This window comes from Bradyrhizobium sp. USDA 241 (assembly GCF_049739505.1).
GTDB classification, from domain to species: Bacteria; Pseudomonadota; Alphaproteobacteria; order Rhizobiales; family Xanthobacteraceae; genus Bradyrhizobium; species Bradyrhizobium liaoningense.
Map to the genome: position 1 here is coordinate 874,182 of NZ_JBMGPZ010000002.1, position 17,321 is coordinate 891,502.

Here is a 17,321-nt window from a genome sequence, read left to right on the forward strand (position 1 = left end):
GACACCCGCCTCGATACGCCGCCTATCTCATTCCGTCATCACCCAGTTTCCCGCATAGCTCACAAGGGCACTGAGCTTCTGGCGCAGCAAACGCCAGGATCGGTCGGGGTCTTCAGTCCATCACCTAGTACCCGGAATCAGAGCTGAGTGATACGGCGGCCTTTGAAACGGCGTTGACGGACCTTTTTCTTGGTCCAGACGAAGGGCTCGGCTCTGTCGTTGTATGCGTTGACGTAGGCATCGATGTGTTCCTGAAGCTGCTTGAGGCTCGTGAAGGAGGTGCCGCTGAGCGACTGCCCCTGCAAGATGGAAAACCATACTTCGACCTGATTGAGCCATGACGCACTTGTCGGCGTGAAATGAAATTGCACGTTGGGGTGGGCCTTGAGCCAGTCCTCGTTCTTTTTATGGGTGTTGAGGTTGTCGAGGATGACGTGAAGCTTGCGGTTCGGAAAAGCCGCGGTGACGCTGTTCATGAAATCGAGAAACTCGACGCGGCGCCGGCGTTTTGAATGGGTCGCGATGATCTTTCCGGTGGCGACTTCGAGCGCCGCAAACAATGTTGTGGTGCCATGCCGCTTGTAATCGTGGCTTTGGCCGATCAAGGCGCGGCCATTGGGCAACTTCAGATAACCCTGCGCTCGCTCCAAAGCCTGGATCGAGGGCTTCTCGTCCACGCACAGCACAATGGCCTTCGCCGGCGGCGCGACATAGAGGCCGACAACATCGGCGGCTTTGGCCGTAAAGTTCGGGTCGTTGCTCTCGCACCAGGACTTGCGAGCCACCAGGTCAATCTTGTGGCTGCGCAGGAACCGCCAGACATATTGGACATCGACATCGCCCAGCGCCTCGGCCAGCAGGGGGCCGGTCCAGCGCGCAAACCCTTGCGGTGGCGGCTTATCCAGCAGCTTCAGAATCCGCTTGTCGGTCGTCTTCGTATAGATCGGCTGCTTGCCAGGCCGCGGCTTGTCTTGCAGCCCTTCAAGGCCATGGTCGGCATAGCGATGCCGCCAAAGGCTGACAATCCGCGGCTGGACCCCAACTTCCTTGGCGATCGACCGGGTGCTGCGCCCATCCGCCGCCAACAGAACTATCCGCGCCCGCTTCAAATCGCGCTGCAACGTCACCGGTGAGCGACAGCACGCCTCAAGCACCTTGCGATCTTTCCTCGAAAGGTGGACTTCTCTTGCTTCGGGTATCATCCCGACCTTGAATCACGACTCACGTTCCAAGAAAAGTGGGTACTAGTTTCGCTTGAACGGATGAAAGCTCGTGAATGATGCCAATGTGAAAGTCGGAACGCATACCGATCCAGTGAATGAGATTGCGAATGGAGCAAAGCCGAGGTTCGATTTACCGCTCATGAATTTCCAGGAAGTCTTCCGCGATTTCGCCGAGCATGGCGCCGGCATGGCCAAGAAACATATCGAGAGCATGAAGTCGACTTCCTAGGAGATCAGCGACGTTCTCCGCGAGCCTGTTCTATCAACGTGAAGGGTGTCGTCGATACGGCGCTAGGTCATGGAGATTTCCATGTCTGATCGCTCGGACCAATCGGTGCAACGATCTATGAATCTACGGAAATGGCTGATTCTTCGGCCGGTCAGACCCGTAACGCGACCGGCAAGTCATTGGTAGTTCTCAACCCGTCGCTGACTCTTAATCAGCGGGTCCCAGGTTCGAGCCCTGGTGCGCCCACCAAGCGATATCAATCGCTTGCAGCGAATGAGCATCAGAACGGGACGTTTGGTTGGACGTTTTCAGCGCCCAACCAAAACAGACATTGCTCATCGACCCATGCACCACCGAGAACCGGGCATAGACGAGATCTTCGGCAGCAAAAGCAGAATCGACCAATTGCTCAACCTCGCAAAATGCGGGTCCAAACGGCTATCGGGACTTGCGGCGGGTCGCGGCGAACAATAGTCCTGCAAAATGGTCCACGGAGCGCGCTTGCACGTCAGTGTCGCTTCGGAGAGGAGGTTACGTCATCGCTGATGCCGCGATCCGCGGGTAGAGAATCGAATGGGCGATTGCGCGGTCGCGAGAACGAAACGCCTGAAGCGCCAGCACATGATGGTCTTCTGCATGCGAGTGCTGCACAAGTTGGATCAGTCAGAATTAGACTGTGAATCGGCACCGAAGCACGCCCCCTTCGATGTCATGTGAATCAGAGACTTTTCGTGCCGATCGGCGTCGAGACCCCACGCCGATTCACAGATACTTCCGGCCCAGCCCGACAATGCCCCACATCGCGCGCTGTCCGGGGCGCCCTTCGGTGTCGAACACCTGCTGGCACAAGGCCCTGGTCTGCGGTCCGATGCGCTCGGCGCTCGCCAGCAGCACGGCGGTTTGCCGCGACGGGTTGAACGGCCGTTCGCTGGTCGGCAGGACGACAGAACCGGGGTGCGCCATCCGGGAATGAACACGCAGCAGCGCACGGGTGTGGCGATCACGGATCTCGATCGTGGTGGTGTAGATGCGCACGACGACCTGGCTGCCGATCGGCGCGGGCCGCGCGGCGTAATAGCTGTTGTCGACGCGTACGGCGGTGTCGTCGCAGACAGTCCGGACGACTTCGGTGAAGATGCGGAAGGGAGCGACAGGCAGCGGCCGCAGGTGCGGCTTCTCTTCCTGGAACATCGCCTCGACCTGACGGCAGCGTGCTGCCGTGGATGCGTTTGGAAGCCCAGTTCTCCTCCCAGTGCCTCAAGAACTCGTTTTGCGCCTCCAGCGTCTCGAAGCGCCGTCCGGCCAGCGCAGTGCCCTGGGTATGTTGAATCGCATTCTCGACGCATCCTTTCCGATTTGGATCGGCCACGCGCGCGGGATCGGCGACCACGGCGTAATGAGCCAGCATCGCGCTGTAAATCGGGTTGAGCTGGGGCTCGTACAAATCCGGCTTGAGGACGCCTTCCTTCAGGTTGTCGAGCACGACATAGCTGGGGACCCCGCCAAAATACCGGAACGCCTCTTCGTGGAGCTGCGCCCAGACTTGTTGGCTGGACTTCCAGACTACCCGCCGGAAGCTGCGCCGCGAGTAGCGTAGCGTCATCACGAACAGGCGGGGACGACGGTACCGCCCGCTCTTCGGATCAACCGTCGGCGCGCCCTCGCCATAGTCGACCTGAGCTTCCTCGCCGGGGAGGAACTCAAGACGATCAAACTGCTCAGGATCAGCGTGCCGCAACCGGCGCACAAACCGCTTGACACTCTGGTAGCTGGACGGAAAGCCAAATTGATCAACCAGGTCCTGGTAAATCGCCTGCGCGTTCCGCTTCAGCCGGACCTGTTCTTCGATCCACGTCCGATGCGCTTCGCAAGCCGAACGGGCCAGGCTGCTGGTGACCGTCGCTTCCGATGTCCCAAAAGCCGGTGGTCGGGGTGGAGGAATTTGGCCGTCCGCGCTCACCGAGCCGGTGGTCACTTCCCCGGGGGAATTTGCCTCCGCACCGGCCCGCAGCGCCTGATAACGCCGGATCGTCTTGCGATCGACACCCGTCAGCCGGTGAATCTCGCGCTGGCTGGTGTTGCGATCAAGTAATGTAAGTACGGTGCTTTGCAGATGTCGCTTCAAGACGTTCAACTCCCCGGCCCCTTGCTGGCTAAAGGGGTCGAACATAAACGTCCTGCCTGACCGGCTACTGCTGTTCAGCGGCGCTGACGGCGATCATCAGGTGGGGGAGTTTCAAGTGACCATACCCGGGGGATTTTGACCGACCCACGGGGAAGCCACGATCGGGATTGATGGTCCACTCTTCGCCGGCGAGACCGAACTCGTTGCGAGCCGGTTCTATTGCCTGATTGACCGTGCGATTGATCTCCTGCAGGTCTGCCCATCGCGTCTCGGTCAACCGGATCGGACCGCCGCGGAAGGAGCGCCGCGAGCGACATTCGGCCTCATACCGCAAGCAAAACACCGTATATGTGAGAGGCGGAAGCGTTGGGCGTCCGAGTTCAATGCGCGCAAGAGCCGGCGGCGCCCTTGGCCCGGTCAACAATCCCGCACGAGCCCACTGAACGCCTCCGATCATGACAGCAATGGCCGCCGCAACGGCCGGCCCCGAGGTTCGCTGCATCCGCCGCCCCCTGAGAACGCCAACTAGGTCAGGATTCGCTGCTTCGAGCCTCCCCCGGTCGCGGGAAACCGTCCGGTCGCTCACACTATTGATATTAATCCTATTTAATCTAAATAACAATAATAAACGCGAATTAAATCTACGCGAATACCGCACGCAGACGGCCCTGATGTTCGCAGACCTGCAGATGCAAACATCGGGACGAGTGAATAGCGGGTTTTGGCCTGGTGGGGCCAGAGCTGGCCCCGGTTGTTTGGACAGCGCCCCGCTGGATTTAAGTGGATTCCTGCCGGGTTATGCTGAACGCGGGGCTTTACGGTTTTGTCGTTGCGTCGGGAGGGCGTAGCCCGACCAGAGCGACGACAAAACCGTCGGCGACGGTCATGCGGCCATCACCATAGCTTGCGTGCCGAAGTAAGCCTCGTCGGGCGTGCGCCCGTCAAGGCTCGAGTGAGGGCGTCCCTGATTGTAGAAGGCCAGATACTTGGCAATTGACGCTCGCGCCTCGGACACGCTGTCGTAGGCGCGGAGATATACTTCTTCGTATTTGACCGTGCGCCAGAGCCGCTCGACAAACACGTTGTCGCGCCAGGCGCCCTTGCCGTCCATGCTGATGGCGATCTTCGCGTCCAGCAGCACATCGGTGAACTCGAGGCTGGTGAACTGGCTGCCCTGATCCGTGTTGAAAATCTCGGGCCTGCCGTGCTTCGCCAACGCCTCCTGGACCGCTTCGACGCAGAAGGCCGCCTCCATTGTGATCGAGACGCGATGGGCCAGGACCCGTCGGCTGAACACATCGACGACCGCCGCGAGATAGACGAAGCCACGCCGCATCGGAATGTAGGTGATGTCCATTGCCCACGCATGGTCGGGCCGCTCGATCTTCAATCCGCGCAACAGGTACGGGTAGATCTTGTGACCCGGAGCCGGCTTGCTCGTGTTCGGGCGACGATAGACCGCCTCGATCCCCATGCGCTTCATCAGCGTCGCGATGTGGCGGCGACCGGCGTATACGCCCTCCCGCCGCAGCAACGATCGCAGCATACGCGCTCCCGCGAAGGGATAATCGAGATGCAGCTCATCGAGCCGACGCATCAAGGCAAGGTCCTCGGCCGAAACTGGCCGAGGTTCATAGTAGACCGTGCTGCGAGCCAGCTTCAGGACCTTCGCCTGGCGCACGATAGAAAGATCATGATCGCGGTCGATCATCGCTTTGCGCTCAGCAGGCCCGCCTTGGTGATCGCGCCGGACAAAAAATCGTTTTCCAACGCCAGCTCGCCGATCTTGGCATGTAACGCCTTCAAATCGACCGGCGTCTCGGCCGATGTCTTGTCATGCCCAAACACGCCGGCGGCGCCTTCCAGGAGCTGGTTTTTCCAGATCGTGATCTGGTTCGGATGAACATCAAACAGTTGCGCCAGCTCCGCCAGTGTCTTGTCGCCTTTGACCGCAGCCAAAGCAACCTTCGCCTTGAATGCCGGAGAATGCGTCCGGCGGCTCTTCTTCGTCATCTTCGCTCCTGATTCGCAGCAAGAATCCTCGCCGCTGTCAGGCAGAAAATCCACTCAAGCTACTGTCCGAATTTGCGGGGCCAGCTCTGCCGCCCGACGGAGAACGCCGCGAGGGAGTTGCTCGCGCATCCAGCGGTCTCAAAATTTACCGCTGCATATGATTCTCGTTTTTAATCCGCTTATTCGAGGCCAATGCTCAAACGGGTAGTCCGGACGGGACAGATGCATATGCGAGATGAGCTGCTCGTGAGGCCAAGCTGCGGTGATTGGCTTCCGTAACCGCGATGCCCCTTCACTCCGGGCGAAAGGACGTGCCGAGCGGACGGCCGCTCGAGAGATCGCGGGCCTCGCCCCAGAGGCAACAGGCGTCCGTTACGGTGATCCACCGAAAGCCGCGCGATCTGCTGCGGCTCATTCGGAGGCCGATGATCTGATGATCTCACGCATTGGCCACGTTAAATCTCCTGCGGCGAACCGTTTGCCTGGCGCGCTGCGGGCGCTCCGGTCGTAGGCCCCGTCAGGGGGCGTGATGCGCTTTCGTCCCCGGCGCCCTCGGGTGGACGCCGGCGACGAATGCTTGCGCGAAAGATCTCAACGCTCCTTGAACGCGTGCCCCGCCTGATCCTGCAGCGGCTTGAGCAGGTATGACAATGCGGTCCGACCTGCCGTCTTGATGAAAACCTCGACCGGCATGCCGGGCAGCAGCTTGGCCGAGCCGAGCTTCGCCAGCTCCTCCGGCTTCAGCAGGACGCGGCCCGTATAGTAGCTCGTGCCGGCGCGCTGATCTTGCGTGATATCTGCCGAGACCATGCTGACCTCCCCATCGATTTCGGGCGTGGTCTTCTGGTTGAACGCTGCGAAGCGCATCGTTGCGGTCTGTCCCACGTAAACTTGGTCGATATCGCGCGGTGCGATCTTGACCTCGATCGCGAGCGAATCCGCATCAGGTACGATCAGCATGATCTGCTCGCCGGGCGAGATGACGCCGCCAACAGTGTGGACATTCAGCTCGTGGACACGGCCCGATTGCGGAGCCCTGATATCGACTCGATTCAGCTGATCGACGGCGGCAGTCTTGCGCTCGCTCAGTTCCGCTAGTTTGGAGCGCGTTTCAATCAAATCCTTGCCGACTTCCGTCCGCAGGTCCTGGTCGATCTGAATGATCTGGAGTCCGATTTCCGAGATCTTGCCCCTCGACTGAGCAATCATTCCGGCGAGCTGGCTGCGCTCGCCTTCGATGCGGGCGGAGTCGCGCTCAAGGGCGTTGAGCCGCGTGATCGGCACCAGGTTCTTCTGCCAGAGGCTGCGCACGCCCTCCAGCTCCTGGCGGATGAATTCGACCTCCTTCTGCTTGGCCTCGGTTTGCCCCATGTAGCCTTTGATTTCGTTTTCAAGCTGCGCGCTTTTCTCCTGCAACTGCGCTTTTTGGCCGCTCCTCGCCTGACGACGCAGGTCGAACAGTTTACGCTCCGCGGTAATTGCACGATTTGCTTCGGAGTTGCTCTCCTTGGCCCGGTCGAGCAGCACCTTGGGAAACACAACCTGCTCGGCGCCGTCGCGCTCGGTCTCGAGACGGGCTTGCCGCGCGAACAGCTCATCGATGCTGTTGGTGACGATCGTCGCATTCGCGAGCGTCTGGGTCTCATCGAGCCGGATCAAAATGTCGCCTGCCTTGACCCGGTCGCCTTGCCGCACGCGCAACTCGCCCACGATCCCGCCCGTCGCGTGCTGGACCTTCTTGACGCTCGAATCCACCACAACCACGCCTTGGGCGATGACCGCGCCCGACAATTGGGTCGTGGTCGCCCAGCCGCCGACCCCGAAGGTCACCAGAGCCAGCATGATCATTCCAACGATCATGTAACGCTGGATGGATTGCAGTGCCGGCGCTACCTGACCGCTCATCGGCCACCTCCTTGAGCTTCCCCGACAACTTTGAGCGGTACCGGATTTCGCAACACTTTGTTGAGAACCTCCTCTTTCTTGCCGAAGGACTGAACCTTGCCGTCTCCGAGGCACAAGACATGGTCAACCGCTTCCAGCGCCTTCGGGCGATGGGCGACAACGGCGACAATTCCTCCCCGGCGGCGCACGTTCATGATCGCCTCGGTCAAGGCCTCCTCGCCCTCGGCATCGAGATTGGACGAGGGTTCATCGAGCACGACCAGGAAGGGCTTGCCGTAAAACGCGCGCGCAAGCCCGATGCGCTGCCGCTGCCCGGCGGACAGCGCCAGTCCTCCCTCGCCGATCTTCGTGCTGTATCCGTCCGGAAGGGAGAGGATGAGGTCGTGCGCACCGGCGGAATGTGAGGCTTCAAGAACAGCGGCGGCGGTTGCCTGCGGGTCGACTCTTGCAATGTTCATGGCAATGCTGCCGTCGAACAATTCGACATCCTGGGGCAGATAACCGATGTGCTTGCCGAGGCCGTCCGAAGACCAATGATCGAGGGCGGCGTTGTCGAGCCGGATCCGGCCTCGAACGCACGGCCACACCCCAACCAGCGCACGTGCCAGCGTCGACTTGCCGGACCCGCTTGGACCGATGATTCCAACCGCCTGCCCGCTCCGCAGCTGGAATGACACTTCGCTGAGGGTGGGCCTCTCGCAGTTCGGAGCGCCGACATAGAGATGCTCGGCGGTGAGAGTTTCAACGGGCGCAGGCAGCGCCAATCGCTCCTCCTCTTGAGGCAGAAGCTTCAGCAAGTGATCGAGCCGCTGTCCCGACTGCCGCGCAGCGACGAAGCCTTTCCAGTTCGCAATGGCCATCTCGACGGGCGCCAGTGCCCGCGCGGTGAGGATCGATCCGGCAATGATGATGCCGGCGGTCGATTCCTGGTTGATGACGAGGACGGCCCCGACGGCCAAGACCAGCGATTGCAGGATTGCCCGGAAGATCTTCGAGGCGCCACCGAGTCCGTTCGCGACATCGCTGGCCCGCTCTTGCGCCGCGAGGTACTTCGCGTTGGCATCGCGCCAACGCATCGCCGCCTGCTGGCGCATGCCCATGGCCTGCAAGACTTCGGCATTCCGCCGCCCCTCGAGCACAAGGGCAGTTCGCGATACGGCCAGACGCGAGGTCGCCTTTGCCGGCCCTCGGGTTCGAGTTTCGGTGAGGATCGTAATGCCGACAAGCACAAGCGCGCCGGCCAGCGCAGTGACGCCGATCCAGAAGTGAAAGAGGAAGCAGACGCCGAGATAGATCGGCATCCAGGGCAGATCGAACAGCGCCGTCGGCCCGCCGCTCGACAGGAAGCTGCGGACCTGATCAAGATCCCGCACCGGCTGCAAGCCGTCGCCATCCGCCCTGGTCTTGAGAGGCAGGCGAACAAGCGCGTCGAAAACGCGAGCGCCGAGCATTTCATCGAAATACCGCCCGACCCGGGCACTTATCCTGCCCCTGATGAGGTCGAGCCCACCCTGAAACAGGTAAAGCACCGTCGCCAGGACCATCAAGGCGATCAGTGTCGGAATGCTGCGCCCGGGCAGCACCCGGTCATACACTTGCAGCATGAAGAACGAACCGGTGAGCATGAGGAGATTGCTCATCCCGCTGAAGGCCGCGAGGGCCCAGAAAATCCGGCGGCAAGACCGCAGGAAGGCCGACAGCTCCGACTGCGAATCGTCATAGTCATCCGCCGGCCGCCGTCGACCGGTGAATATTCGCTGCCGCAGAGCTTCGATCGGGCGCTTCGTCCAATCGAGCAGTCGCGATGTCCGCAACTCGGCGTTTTCCGCCCGCTGCCGTCCAGCCGCCCAGAGCTCTGATATGTGAAGAAGTGGAATTCTAATGAGATTAGCGGGCGGGGGGAATGCCCCCCGCCGTCCAAAGTCCATCATTGTAGCCGCCCTTGAACCATGCCTTTGTCTGAAGATCCCCCAAGAGATCCCCAAGGCAGTTGTTGAGTACTACTCGGTGTGGCTGCCCACACTTTACGCGAAGTGGAAGTCCTGGCTGGTCAACGAACCGACCTTCATGTTCTTCAGCGTGAGCGTGTCGCCCCCCGTCGCGATGACGACGTCCTGACCCGATTGGGTCGCGTGGGAGAGAACACTCGCAAAACTGTCGAACACGCTCTTGCTGAACTGGATCGTGTCGTGAGCAGGTCCGCTGGCAACGAAGTCCTTGATGACATCGTTACCGAAGTTCGCGGCGAACGAGAATGTGTCGGCCTTGGTGGTGCCAACGAAGACGTCATTACCCGAAGTGCTCGTCTGTACGTTGCTGCTCGTCGAGCTCGAAGTCGCAGCGAGCGAAGTGGTGCTCGTGGACGAAGTAGCTATGCTCGACGTACCAACCTGCCCATCGCTGTTGAGATCCTGATGGAAGCTCGTCTCGAGCGATTTGAGGCCGGAGGTCGACACGTAGCCCCCGGAACTCGAGCCGGTCAGGCTGCTCACGTGGGAAACGTAGTTACCATCGTTGTCGGTATTCCACGCCGTGTACTTTCCGGTGCTCGCCTCCTTCCAGACGACCTGATAGCCCGTCGAGGTCTTTTCGGCGGCAATCGGAGCCCAAGTGCCATCCGACCCATCAATGAAGGCCACACCGCCATGCTTCAGCGTGGGACCCGTCCCGGTGCTGCTGTTGAGATAGTACTTGTCACCACTCTCAACGAGACGTGTCGCTCCGGCCGACTCGATCACCGTGCCAGCAGTGGGCGACGTCGGAGAGGTGGGGGACGTCGGCGTGGACGTGCTGGAAGTACCGATCTGTCCGTCCCCGTTCAGATCCTGGTGAAAGCTCGTCTCGAGCGATTTGACGCCATAGCTCGACACGAAGCCGCCCGATGTGGACCCGGTCACGCTGCTCACGTGGGACACGTAGTTGCCATTGCTGTCGGTGTTCCAGGCCGTGTACTTGCCGGTGCTCGCCTCCTTCCAGACGACCTGATAGCCCGACGCCGTCTTCTCTGCAGCAATGGGAGCCCAGGTGCCATCTGACCCATCGATGTAGGCCACACCGCCCTTCTTCAGCGTGGGACCTGTCCCGGTGCTGCTGTTGAGGTAGTACTTGTCAGCACTCTCCACGAGACGTGTCGCACCGGCCGACTCGATCACCGTGCCAGCAGTGGGCGACGTCGGTGTAGTAGGCGAGGTCGGCGTGGTGGGCGACGTCGGTGCAGTGGGCGACGTCGAGGTGACGCTCGCCGTGACAACGGCGGACGCCACACTGGTGTTGCCTGCCGCGTCCGCTGCCTTCGCCGTGAGGCTGTGCGCACCGACCGCAAGGGCTGCGGACGTATAGGCCCACACACCGCTCGTGTTCACGGTCGCGGTCCCGATCTGGGTCGTGCCGTCGAGCACCTTCACGACGCTGCCCGCCTCGGCATTGCCTGACATCACCACCTGATTGGCACTGTTCACCTTGCTGCTGGCAATCGTCGGCGCAGTCGGCGCCTTGGTATCAACGGTGATTGCCAACGCGGACGACGCCCCGCTGGTCTGCCCCGACGAATTGGTCGCCGTTGCGGTGAGCATGTGCTTGGCGTCCGTCAGCACCTTCGTAATGTAGGTCCAACTGCCGCTGGAATTCGCCGTTGTCGAACCGATTTGAGTCGTACCATCGTAGAACTTGACCGTGCTGCCGGCAGCAGCGGAGCCCTTGAGTTCGATGGTATTGTCGCTGGTGATCTTGTCACCGGTCGTCCCGGTATCGTTCGAGAACGAAGCGATGACGGGCGCTCCGGGCGCAGTGGAGCCGCTGCCCGTCCCACTGCCGGTGTTTGCGGATGTATTGAGAATGGCCTTCAGAGCGAGGCCGTCATTGACATTTCCGCTCTGGACGATCGAGCTTCCGAGCTCCATTCTCAAATTGAGATCACCGAAATAACCACCGCCGACGTGGTTATTCGTATAGGACACCCCGGTTACTGTGCCACCGCCTGGTTGGCCGTTGGCGATCTCGTTGATATAGACCGTGTACCCACCGCCGATGAGGAGGTTGTTGTCAATTTTGACGTTGCTGATCGGCCCCCAATAATTGTCGAGCATGATCGCTGACGTCTGAATCTGCTCGTTGATGATGGTGTTGTGGCTGATGGTCAGGTTCGAAAAGCCACCGTCAGCCTGAATTGCATCGAAATGCGAGCCGGACGTGCCACGCATATCGTGAATGTAGTTGTTCTGGATGACCGTGTTGTCGCCGCCGACACCGATGCCGTCGGCAGTTCCGTGAATGTTGTTGTTAAGAAAGGTCCCTGCGCCGGCGATGCCCTGGCCGCCGCTGCCCATCCCATCGATGTCGCAGTTCTTGATCGTAACCCCGGTCACCCCGGAAGCCACGTTGACGACGTAGAAGGATGACGACGCTACCTTACAATTCACGAGCGTGACGTTCGGAGCGTTGATCACCACCGACCCGCGGATGTCGAGTCCACTGATCACCGCTCCCGGCGTGTTGATGACAAGATTACCGTTGTGGGTCGTAAGACCTACGCCCGCCTGCACCCCCGTATTCGTAGCATCCGCCCATGCTGTAGTCGCTGTTGCCAAAATCGTTCTCCTTAGTGGTTTAGTTTGATAGCGGCGTGATTTTGATCGATTTAATTAGTTAATGTCCCCAAGAAACCGATCCGAAGCGTCACGCCGCCCTAGACACGACGCGAGCGTAATGGTCGGTTGCGGACGGCTTTTTTTAGACGACATGCTGGCCTGCCTGAGGTCTTTGTTTGCGCCCCTGCCCAAATCCCCTAGCCACGCAGGGCAGCGCCTTGCGACACAACGCCATCAAACATCAGATATTTAATCGATTCTTCAGCTCTACGCCCCGCAACTACGCCCTTCCGCCCCTTCGGCCGTATCGCGCAAATCCACAATTCAATCCTGCCACCGAGCCCAGCCCGGCGGCATCGAATGGCACCGTACATTCCGCAAAGCAAAGCGGCGGCCGCCGCGAGAATCATTTTCTCGCGGCTCTTCTCTTATCACGAATTTTGCAAGATTGAATTAGGGTATTTACAAAAGCGAAGCCGCAAATGACCGTTGAGTCTAAAGTAACGTGACAGCACAGCCGCCCAAAACGGCCAGAGCGCGAAACCAATGGGGATGGTGCCGCCCTCACTTTTCCTAGGATAATCGGCATATGATGTCTGATCGGATAATGCCGAACGTTCGAGTGCACGCCCCCTTTGAGAGCCGTGGACGTGCGGGAAGACGCACGATCAAGGCCATGCGCATTTAGCGGCCGGTTGATGATCAACCGGCGATCGCGATAAAATTGGTCGCCACACTCGCCAAAAATGCCTCTGGCCGCAAAGCGACATGACCCGCGGAGGGGCGATAAGGGAGCGAGTAAACGGAGTATCCGAAACTGCTTAGCAGCTGAATGAATTCCCCCCGCGACTTTGCCGTGTTGCTTTCGAATATAATCTTCGGGCCATAACGCGTTAGCAATTGCGAAGCGCCTTGGATGACTTCGCGCTCGAAGCCCTCCACGTCGATCTTCATGAGGATCTTGTCGCGGCCGATATCGTCCAGATATTCGTCGATCCTCCGGAGCGGCACCTGCTTCGTTGTCACCTTACCCGAACTCTTCACGCTTGACATTACGTCCAGGGATACTGAGCCTAACCATGTTTCATGCTCAGGATAAACCAGCTCGACTTGGCCACACCGATCGCCAACTGCGACTTGCTCCCATCGCCATCCTTCGAGGCGGTTCAATTCGCAAACTGTTTGGAAATACGCGAAGCAACTCGAATTTGGCTCGAACGAGATCGTCGGTATGCCGGCCGATAAGAAAAGAACCGAATGTGTTCCGTAGTTGGCTCCGACGTCCAAGAAAAGCGCCGGACGCTCATCCGACTTGACCAGCTCAGCATATGTCTGCTTGATCTCCACGTCGTGCCCAACGATTGAGACCGCGCTATCCCAATCAAGCCACAAGGATGACGATCGAAGCGGCAGCCGGATTGCCTTGCCGTCGAAGTGAACAGTCCAGTCGCCAGTTGCCAGGCGTTCACCACTCTGATCTCGGAATATCTTCGCGTATCTTGCGTGGAACCGAGACTTAGCCCGATCATCAAGCAAGCCATAGTAATGGTTGAGCATCGCGCGTGATCCATTTCTACGCGCAATCGACCTCACAATCGAGCACTTGAACGGCGCGGAAATTCTGTTGTCGTACAGCTTACTGAAAACAAACCCTCGCGATTCCGGTTGCATGGGATTTCCTTTAATTGACGCAGAGGAACAGGAGCGAACTATGGTCTGACTGGCGTGGCAGAATCCGCCGGATGCGATCTCGAACCGAGAGCGCGTCCGCACTCTCGTCGCGGAAGCGAGCGCCTCGATGGGTTGGACGACACCACAGAAGCGACATCATGTTGGCCTCAAATACACAATGGCGGCGGCTAAAAAGGTATTCGCGATCGAGATTAACTCGATATGTGCCCACCCAAGTGGAATGATCACCTGGTCAACCTCGAAGGGGGCTCCCTCGACGTAGAGGGGATTTTAGAAAGATCAGAAAAACATGGCAACCTCACCTCTCAGTGTTGGCGAACCGGCTCCGTGGTTCTCGGCGGCCACCGGCCGCAGCTCCGCCAGTGCTTTCGCCTTCGATGAACTGGCAGGCCGATACATTGTCCTGTTCTTCATAGGCTCGGCCGCCCGCCCCGATGTGGCTGAGGTGCTTGCCACGCTCGCGCGCCGCCACGATTTGCTGGACCACGAACGCGCGCTCCTGGTCGGCATCAGCAATGATCCGAATGATTTTGCGCAAGAGCCCGCGCGCCAACTTCCCCCTGGGCAGCTTCTTCTTTGGGACCAGAATAACATGGTCGCGAGCCAATACGGGGTAACAGGATCTGCCGCGGCCGGGCATCCCGCAACGGTCCGTCCAGCCGCGTTTGTCCTCAGCCCAACGCTGCAAATCATGGAGATCTTGTCCTTAACCGAGCCATCCGCATTTGTTGAGCGTGTCCAATCGAGACTCACTGAACTCTTGGCAGTCCCTCCGGCGGCCCAGAACGCGCCGGTGCTGGTGGTGCCCCAAATATTCGATCGCGCATTCTGCCATCGGTTGATCGATCTCTATGACACGACAGGCGGACGCGAAATTGGGTTGATCGAAAACCAAGGAAAGATTCTCGAGCGCACTGATACGAACTTCCGGAAACGCCTCGACTACTACATATCTGATCAACATGCGCTCCAACAAACCCGATATCTCCTCCAACGTCGCCTTCTGCCGATTGTCTATCGCGCCTTTCAGTTCAACACTACGCGCATCGAACGATACCTCGTAGGCTGCTACGACGCGGCGACCGGAGGTTACTTTCGGCCGCACCGCGACAACACAGCACCTGTGGTCGCTCACCGCCGCTTTGCGGTAACGATAAACTTGAACGACGATTATGAAGGTGGCGATCTTCGTTTCCCTGAATTTGGCCATCAGACCTTCCGTAATGCGCCTGGAGACGCGATCGTGTTCTCCTGCTCGCTCCTGCACGAAGTGACCCCCGTAACACGCGGACGCCGATATGCATTCATTTCCTTTTTCTACGATGAAGTCTCACAACAGCTGCGCGATGCGTACAGAAAGACACTGGATGCGTCACAGACATCCTAGGATAGACCGCGCTAAGAACGTACCATAGGCGTCCACGTAGGCTGCTCCAACAACGGATGACGAGCGCGCCGTTACCTCGTCGGTTTGGAAGCCGGCTTCTTCCCAGGCGGGATGGCTGAGCCGGTCGCTTTGTTGATGTTGCCTGATATGATTGGCATATTGCCGAGCTCAGTCCTGAGGTCGAGACCTCCCCAGTGCCATCCGAAAAGCTGATTGTTTATGAAGGTCACATTCGTCACCGGACCGCCGACGAGTTGGCCCTTGGCAACTTCATTTATATAGACGGTGTATCCACCGCCGATCAGCAGATTGTTCTCGATCAGCACGTCATTGATTGGCCCCGCGTAATTGTCGACCATAATGGCGGATGTCTGGATATTTTCATTGATAATGGTGTTATGTCGAATTGTAAGATGTGAGAAATTTCCGTCAGCCTGAATTCCGTCGAAGTGAGAAGCGGGAGTTCCGCGCATATCGTGAATGTAGTTTCCCTCAATCACCGTGTCGTTCCCGCCAACTGCGATTCCGTCGGCACAATTCCTGATGTTGTTTCTGAGAAATGAGCCTTGCCCGGCTATGCACTGGCCGCCTGATCCGAGATTGTCGATCTCGCAATTCTGGATCACAGTCCCGCTGATCCCGCCCTTGATGAGAACGACGTAAACGCCATCATACGTAATCCTGCAATTCCTGAGCGTTACATTCGGGGCATCGATTACGACCCCTCCCCGGATATCCAGCCCCTCGATTACCGCACCTGAAGAGCTGATCACAAATCCATCGGACTCCTTCAAAGTCGTTCCTGGAGGAACGCCGGTATTGGTTGCGTTCGGAAATCCGCTCAGATCAATCGTCCTGCCATGCAAGGTGACCGTCTCCGCTTCCGAATAGGACGAGAGAAGCACCTGGAAGACGGCAGGAAAGAAGGCCACGCGCCGCGTTATCGACAGTGCGTAAGAACAGCTCATGCTCCTCTCCCGACGAAATCACCGCTGGACATCGCGCACGGCGTCAGGGGTGCAACACGGTCCAATATCTGTTGGCGTCGTCTGATGGCTACCTCATTCCAGTGAAACGAGCGGGCGCGTTGCGCGGCTGCCGCACCCATCCGCTTTCGAGCAACGCCATCTTCGGCAAGGCTGCGGATCGCGTCCACCCACCCTTCGCCATCGTACGGTTCGAGGACAAACCCCTCTTGATTATGTCGCACAATCCGCCCCATTCCCATCGGGGTGGTGATGACCGGCAAGCCACATCCGCAGGCCTCATACGTAACCTGCGGCCCTCCTTCCTCCAACGAAGGAAAGACAAAGAAGTCGGCAGCGCGGTAGAGCGCACCGACGTCGTTCACGTAGTCGAGCACGACGACGTCGGGCCTAGCCAACAGATTTGCGCATCGCTCTCGTATGGCCGGCTCCAGGACACCTGCCAGCACCAGACGACCGTTCACATTGCTTCGGGCCCAATAGTCAAGCAGCAAATGACAGCCTTTGCGGACGCAAATCGAGCCAACGAACACTGCCGTCACGCCCTCGCATGGCGGCAAGAGTTTTTTGCTCCCGCTGAATCGCTGCGGGTCCCAGCCGTAGCTTGCACTTATGAGTTTCGAGGCGGGCAAGCCGCTCTCGAGAAGCGACGCCTCGACCATGGCGTTCGAGCAGAATACGTAGTCTACCGCCTCGAGAGCAGCTTGCTCGGCCCGAACTGAGGCACCAGTGATCGAATGAACTGGAGCGAGTCCCAGACGCCCATAGGCATCATCGAGAATGATCTTCGCCGCGCCTCGATGGCAATTGATCATTTCACGGAATACCTTGATGTTCCTCTTTTTCAGCGCGCGAATGACATGCAAAGATGCGTCCGGCCAAATGTAAACGACACCACCTTCGGATCGCGTCGTGGTTACATGGGATAGAAATCGCCCCTCCATCATCTCACCTGCGAGGGACCTTACCCATTTGTACGGCATATACCGGGCCCACGGTGGAAGCACTTGGACAACTTCCGCAGGAGACACCCGGTGGCCTCTTGCGCGGGGCGTCGTAATCGCAATGTGGAAGTCCGCTGCCGCCATGCCCTTGGCCAGCATTCCGCACGTATAGCTCGGACCTTTTATTGTCAGCGGCAGAGGCAGGAACACATCCAATTGTGCGCTCATGAA

The 17,321-nt window shown here is 59.2% G+C and carries 12 protein-coding genes and 1 pseudogene; 2 read left to right on the forward strand and 11 right to left on the reverse strand.

What is annotated here, in order from left to right; genetic code table 11:
- Window positions 1-137 precede the first annotated feature (137 nt).
- On the reverse strand, window positions 138-1,202 hold the full coding sequence (locus ABIF91_RS05065) for an IS630-like element ISRj1 family transposase (RefSeq protein WP_424578785.1): 1,065 nt from the start codon (window positions 1,200-1,202) through the stop codon (window positions 138-140).
- 70 nt (window positions 1,203-1,272) lie between these two features.
- Here ABIF91_RS05065 and ABIF91_RS05070 point away from each other — a divergent pair, with 70 nt between their 5' ends.
- Entirely contained in the window at window positions 1,273-1,452 is a 180-nt protein-coding gene (locus ABIF91_RS05070; RefSeq protein ID WP_050995346.1) for a hypothetical protein, read from the forward strand.
- Between the two features lie 207 nt (window positions 1,453-1,659).
- On the opposite strand, the gene ABIF91_RS05075 is transcribed toward ABIF91_RS05070, so the two are convergent.
- From ABIF91_RS05075 to ABIF91_RS05110, 8 genes and pseudogenes are all read right to left on the reverse strand, one after another.
- Window positions 1,660-1,857: a hypothetical protein gene (locus ABIF91_RS05075; protein WP_155252184.1), complete on the reverse strand. Its 198-nt coding sequence runs from the start codon at window positions 1,855-1,857 to the stop codon at window positions 1,660-1,662.
- Window positions 1,858-2,220: 363 nt separating this feature from the next.
- A pseudogene (istA, locus tag ABIF91_RS05080) lies at window positions 2,221-3,622 on the reverse strand (IS21-like element IS1631 family transposase); the annotation flags it as partial.
- Window positions 3,623-3,641: 19 nt separating this feature from the next.
- The gene (locus ABIF91_RS05085; protein WP_424578786.1) at window positions 3,642-4,079 is read right to left on the reverse strand and encodes a transglutaminase-like cysteine peptidase; all 438 of its coding nucleotides are present in this window, start codon (window positions 4,077-4,079) and stop codon (window positions 3,642-3,644) included.
- Between the two features lie 381 nt (window positions 4,080-4,460).
- A protein-coding gene (locus ABIF91_RS05090) for an IS3-like element ISRj2 family transposase (RefSeq protein ID WP_424579084.1) occupies window positions 4,461-5,590 on the reverse strand; the annotation gives its coding sequence in 2 pieces (ribosomal slippage) (window positions 4,461-5,338 and window positions 5,338-5,590; 1,131 coding nt in all).
- A 591-nt stretch (window positions 5,591-6,181) separates the two neighbouring features.
- Window positions 6,182-7,495 carry an HlyD family type I secretion periplasmic adaptor subunit gene (locus ABIF91_RS05095; protein WP_028180172.1) on the reverse strand — a complete coding sequence of 438 codons (1,314 nt, stop codon included), beginning with the start codon at window positions 7,493-7,495 and terminating at the stop codon, window positions 6,182-6,184.
- Window positions 7,492-9,426, reverse strand: a complete 1,935-nt coding sequence (locus tag ABIF91_RS05100; RefSeq protein WP_284282691.1) for a type I secretion system permease/ATPase — start codon at window positions 9,424-9,426, stop codon at window positions 7,492-7,494. Before ABIF91_RS05100 ends, ABIF91_RS05095 begins: the two co-directional genes overlap by 4 nt.
- 93 nt (window positions 9,427-9,519) lie before the next feature.
- A complete protein-coding gene (locus tag ABIF91_RS05105) occupies window positions 9,520-12,036 on the reverse strand; it encodes an Ig-like domain-containing protein (protein WP_424578787.1) in 2,517 nt (838 codons plus the stop codon).
- Window positions 12,037-12,783: 747 nt separating this feature from the next.
- Entirely contained in the window at window positions 12,784-13,638 is an 855-nt protein-coding gene (locus ABIF91_RS05110) for an FkbM family methyltransferase (protein ID WP_028180170.1), read from the reverse strand.
- 424 nt (window positions 13,639-14,062) lie between these two features.
- Here ABIF91_RS05110 and ABIF91_RS05115 point away from each other — a divergent pair, with 424 nt between their 5' ends.
- Window positions 14,063-15,160, forward strand: a complete 1,098-nt coding sequence (locus ABIF91_RS05115) for a 2OG-Fe(II) oxygenase (protein ID WP_424578788.1) — start codon at window positions 14,063-14,065, stop codon at window positions 15,158-15,160.
- A 71-nt stretch (window positions 15,161-15,231) separates the two neighbouring features.
- Here the strand turns inward: ABIF91_RS05115 and ABIF91_RS05120 are convergent, their stop codons facing one another.
- Together ABIF91_RS05120 and ABIF91_RS05125 are read right to left on the reverse strand one after the other, a co-directional pair.
- Window positions 15,232-16,128 (reverse strand): right-handed parallel beta-helix repeat-containing protein, encoded by an 897-nt coding sequence (locus tag ABIF91_RS05120; RefSeq protein WP_050995277.1) that lies wholly within the window; start codon window positions 16,126-16,128, stop codon window positions 15,232-15,234.
- A complete protein-coding gene (locus ABIF91_RS05125) occupies window positions 16,125-17,318 on the reverse strand; it encodes a glycosyltransferase family 4 protein (protein WP_155251953.1) in 1,194 nt (397 codons plus the stop codon). Before ABIF91_RS05125 ends, ABIF91_RS05120 begins: the two co-directional genes overlap by 4 nt.
- Window positions 17,319-17,321: the final 3 nt, after the last annotated feature.

Excerpts from the sequence above, each read along its gene's own strand:
- ABIF91_RS05065 (WP_424578785.1), bottom strand. The coding sequence starts at position 1,202 with ATGATACCCGAAGCAAGAGAAGTCCACCTTTCGAGGAAAGATCGCAAG.
- ABIF91_RS05085 (WP_424578786.1), bottom strand. The coding sequence starts at position 4,079 with ATGCAGCGAACCTCGGGGCCGGCCGTTGCGGCGGCCATTGCTGTCATG.
- ABIF91_RS05095 (WP_028180172.1), bottom strand. The coding sequence starts at position 7,495 with ATGAGCGGTCAGGTAGCGCCGGCACTGCAATCCATCCAGCGTTACATG.
- ABIF91_RS05100 (WP_284282691.1), bottom strand. The coding sequence starts at position 9,426 with ATGATGGACTTTGGACGGCGGGGGGCATTCCCCCCGCCCGCTAATCTC.
- ABIF91_RS05110 (WP_028180170.1), bottom strand. The coding sequence starts at position 13,638 with ATGCTCAACCATTACTATGGCTTGCTTGATGATCGGGCTAAGTCTCGG.
- ABIF91_RS05115 (WP_424578788.1), top strand. The coding sequence starts at position 14,063 with ATGGCAACCTCACCTCTCAGTGTTGGCGAACCGGCTCCGTGGTTCTCG.
- ABIF91_RS05120 (WP_050995277.1), bottom strand. The coding sequence starts at position 16,128 with ATGAGCTGTTCTTACGCACTGTCGATAACGCGGCGCGTGGCCTTCTTT.
- ABIF91_RS05125 (WP_155251953.1), bottom strand. The coding sequence starts at position 17,318 with ATGAGCGCACAATTGGATGTGTTCCTGCCTCTGCCGCTGACAATAAAA.